This is a genomic window from Terrabacter sp. P5_B1, from assembly GCF_056400505.1.
The window spans coordinates 1-3,710 of sequence record NZ_JBFULD010000381.1 but is presented as its reverse complement, the minus strand read 5'-3'; the positions used below and the strand labels follow the sequence as shown (position 1 = coordinate 3,710).

Genomic DNA, 3,710 nt, shown 5'->3' with positions numbered 1-3,710 from the left:
GGCACGCTCTCGCCGGCGCGCTGACGGGTCTCGACCCAGCGCGCCACCGCGGTCTTGAGGCCCGAGAAGGAGAAGTCGAAGCGGTGGCGCTCCATGTCGCGACCGGTCGTGAGTCCGCGCGGGAAGTCGATGGCGATCCGGTTGCCTTCTCGCGCAGCGCGATCCACGTGCGGACCGCCGGGGAACGGCAGGCCGAGGACGCGGGCGACCTTGTCGAACGCCTCGCCGGCGGCGTCGTCCATCGTCGAGCCGAGGGACCGCACGTCGTGGGTCACGTCGGGCACGAGGAGCAGCGAGGAGTGGCCCCCGGAGACGAGCATCGCCATCGTGGGCTCGGGCAGCGGGCCGTGCTCGACGATGTCGACCGCGACGTGCGACGCGAGGTGGTTGACGCCGTAGATCGGCTTGCCGAGGGCGAGCGCGAGCGCCTTGGCCGAGGCGACGCCGACGAGGAGCGCGCCGGCCAGACCCGGACCGGAGGTCACCGAGATGGCGTCGAGGTCGCGCAGCTGCACACCGGCCTCGCGGCAGGCGCGCTCGATGGTCGGGACCATCGCCTCGAGGTGGGCGCGGCTAGCGACCTCGGGCACGACGCCGCCGAAGCGCGCGTGCTCCTCKACGCTGCTCGCGACCGTGTCGACGAGCAGGGTCTGCCCGCGGACGATGCCGACGCCGGTCTCGTCGCAGGACGTCTCGATGCCTAGGACGAGGGGCTCGTCGCTCATGCGTCTCCCTTCGTGACGAGCAGGCGCATCACGAGCGCGTCCACGTCGCCGGGTTGGTAGTAGCGGCGGCGCACCGAGATGACCTCGAAGCCGGCTCGGTCGTAGAGGCGGCGGGCGGCGTCGTTGTCGGCCCGCACCTCGAGGAGCACGGCCTCGACGCCGTGCGCTGTCGCGCGGCGGACGAGCTCGGCAAGGAGCACCCGGCCGGTGCCGCGCCCCTGGTGGTCGGGTGCCGTGGCGATCGTCATGACGTCGGCCACGTCTCCCGAGACGTCGAGGCCGGCATACCCGGCGATCGTCCCGTCGGGGGTCGTCGCGACGACGTAGTCGCGACGGGGCCGGCCGGCGAGCTCGCTCCACCACGTCGTCTCGGACCACGCGTCGTCGGCGAAGAGCTGCTGCTCGAGCGCGGCAAGGTGGGCGAGGTCGGTCCACTCGAGGTCACGCAGGACGATGTCGGTCCACCGGGCTTGCGTCTCGGCGACCGTCATCCGAGCGTCGACTTCTTCGAGGGCGGGGCGGGCGCRACGTCGGGACGGCGCAGGTAGAGCGGCTCGAGGCCGTCGAAGCCGTGCCCGGGGTCGACGTGCTGCAGCTCGCCGTCGCCCGACGGGCTCTCCCGCAACCGGCGTACGGCGAGGTCGGCCAGCGCTCCCCCGCTGACGTCGAGAGGCGCCACCGCGTCGGACACCGCGTCGCCGTAGAGCGAGGGCCCGCGCCCGGCCGCCGGAAGGGCGCGCACCTCGGCGGGCAGGTCGGCGGCGCGCGACACGATGGGCTCGTTCATGCGGCACGCGCGGTCGTCCCCGAGGACGTACGTCGCGGCATACACCTCCTTGCGGCGGGCGTCCGTCGCGACGAGCAGGTCACCACGGCGACCGCCCAGCCACGCCTCGTGGGCGATCGCGTCGAGGCTCGTCAGGCCGCGCACCGGGAGGCCGAGCGCGAAGGCGAAGGTGCGACCGGTGACGATGCCGACCCGCAGGCCGGTGAAGGGGCCTGGCCCGATGCCGACGACGACGTCGGTGACGTCGCCGGGCTCGGCGTCGGCCGAGGCCAGGGCCGCGCGGATGTTCGGCGCGAGGTGCTCGGCGTGCGCGCGGGCGTCGAGGGTCGTGGACTCCGCGACGACCGAGGCGCCGTCGTGCAGGCCGACGGTGATGGCGGTCGTGGAGGTGTCGATCGCGAGCAGGAGCACGTCGGTCAGGCTATCCGAGCACGCGCGGGGTCCCTGAACCCGAGGTCGTATGCCGGGTGCCCGGGTCCGTGGGTCATCACGCCGTTCGCACCGTCCGTGCGCGGCGGGCTCGGCGTCAGGTCACGGGCGCGACGGCGTCGAGCACGTCGTCCCAACGGTCGCCGACCCCGGCCAGGTGCGCGGTGCGGACGTCGTCACCGGTGATGGTCAGCTCGAGCCGCGTCTCGCTCAGCTGCTCGGCCAGACCGGCGCCCCACTCGACGATGGTCACGCTGGCGTCGAGGTCGGCGTCGAGGTCGAGGTCGTCGAGCTCGATCGCGCTGCCGAGGCGGTAGGCGTCGACGTGTACGAGGGCCGGTCCGCGGACGAGCGACGGGTGCACCCGCGCGATGACGAACGTCGGCGACGTGATCGGCCCGCGCACCCCGAGCCCCTCGGCGATGCCTTGCGTCAGCGTCGTCTTGCCCGCGCCGAGGTCACCGGTCAGGACGAGCACGTCGCCGCCGCGCAGCAGGGCACCGAGGCGGCGGCCGAAGGCCTGCGTGTCGTCGGTGGTGGCCCACCGCACCTGGCGCTCCATGCCCGTCACGCCCCCTTGGTGCGGGTCCGCTTGCCACGGCGGGCGCGGGCGAGCTCGCCGGCCTCCTGCTCGAGCCGGCGCTGACGGCGGTTCTTCGCGACGTCGGTGACGATGCGGCGCACGCGCGGCTGCCTGTCGACCTCGATCTGCTCGGCCCGCGCCCGAGCCGACTGGTCGACGAGCTGGATGAGGTGGGCGTTGAGCAGGTCGGGGTGCTCGAGCATGATGACGTGCCCGGCGTCGTTGACGACGATGTGCTCGGCGCCGGGGATGCCCTCGACGATGAGCTCGCTGTGCGACGGCGGCGTGAGGATGTCCTCGCGGCCGTTGAAGACGAGGACGACAGCGTGCCGGAACTCGAGCAGCGCGGGACGCTTGTCGAAACCGTCGAACGTCTGGAGGTAGTCGTTGACGACGTCGAGCGGCGTGCTGAGCAGGATGTCGGCGGTGTAGCGCACCACCGAGCGCGGGACCGGCGAGGCGAACGAGTTCTGCTCCACCATGAAGTGCTCGAGGTCCCGGGCGACGCGCCTGACCCGGCTGACGACGGCGGGACGCTGGGCGAGCGAGCCGAGCACTCCCGGGCCCAGCCGCTCGAGCAGGAGACGCCCGAAGGTGGCGACGCGGCCGCCGTTGGCGAGCATGAGCCCTCCGGCGCTCGTCGCGATGAAGCCGGCCCCGACGACCCGCTCGAGCACGAACTGCGGATGGTGCTCGCCGAGGGCGAGCATCGTCATGCCGCCCATCGAGTGCCCGACGAGCACGACGTCCCCCTCGGGCACGAGCTGGGTGATGACGGTGTGGAGGTCCTGTCCCAGGCGGTCGATCGTGTAGCTGTCCTTCTCGCCACGGCCTGAACGTCCGTGGCCGCGCTGGTCCCAGCTGACGACGCGGTAGCCGGCCTCCTTGAGGGCGCGCCGCTGGTAGACCCAGCAGCGCAGACTGAGGCAGTAGCCGTGCGTCAGCACGACGGTGGGCAGCTCCTCCGGACGGTCGTGTCGGGTGGTGCCGTCCGCCGCCTCACGTGCGGCGTCCTCGGCCGGAAGGTCGATCTCGGCGTGGAGCGGGACCCCGTCGTCGGTGAGCACGACGTGCTCCTCGTCGGGCGTGATGTCGAGCAGCTCGGGGGTCTCGAGCGCCGCCATGGCCGCGCGATGCCGGCCCGCCCGGTCGGCGGCGATGCCCGCGGCGACACCGGCCGCCACCC

The 3,710-nt window shown here is 73.2% G+C and carries 5 protein-coding genes; all 5 read right to left on the bottom strand.

The features are described from left to right. A partial coding sequence (gene tsaD, locus AC1DP0_RS19560) for a tRNA (adenosine(37)-N6)-threonylcarbamoyltransferase complex transferase subunit TsaD (RefSeq protein ID WP_478087767.1) occupies positions 1-725 on the bottom strand: 725 nt, incomplete at its 3' end. Further along, entirely contained in the window at positions 722-1,216 is a 495-nt protein-coding gene (gene rimI, locus AC1DP0_RS19555; RefSeq protein WP_478087765.1) for a ribosomal protein S18-alanine N-acetyltransferase, read from the bottom strand. The genes rimI and tsaD, both read right to left, overlap by 4 nt. Beyond that, on the bottom strand, positions 1,213-1,923 hold the full coding sequence (gene tsaB, locus AC1DP0_RS19550) for a tRNA (adenosine(37)-N6)-threonylcarbamoyltransferase complex dimerization subunit type 1 TsaB (RefSeq protein ID WP_478087763.1): 711 nt from the start codon (positions 1,921-1,923) through the stop codon (positions 1,213-1,215). Before tsaB ends, rimI begins: the two co-directional genes overlap by 4 nt. A 115-nt stretch (positions 1,924-2,038) precedes the next feature. After that, on the bottom strand, positions 2,039-2,503 hold the full coding sequence (gene tsaE / locus AC1DP0_RS19545; protein WP_478087759.1) for a tRNA (adenosine(37)-N6)-threonylcarbamoyltransferase complex ATPase subunit type 1 TsaE: 465 nt from the start codon (positions 2,501-2,503) through the stop codon (positions 2,039-2,041). 5 nt (positions 2,504-2,508) lie between these two features. Next, on the bottom strand, positions 2,509-3,708 hold the full coding sequence (locus tag AC1DP0_RS19540; protein ID WP_478087757.1) for an alpha/beta fold hydrolase: 1,200 nt from the start codon (positions 3,706-3,708) through the stop codon (positions 2,509-2,511). Positions 3,709-3,710: the final 2 nt, after the last annotated feature.

What these genes read in the sequence shown, in the direction of transcription:
- tsaE (WP_478087759.1), bottom strand. Translation starts at nt 2,503, where the DNA reads ATGGAGCGCCAGGTGCGGTGGGCCACCACCGACGACACGCAGGCCTTC.
- rimI (WP_478087765.1), bottom strand. Translation starts at nt 1,216, where the DNA reads ATGACGGTCGCCGAGACGCAAGCCCGGTGGACCGACATCGTCCTGCGT.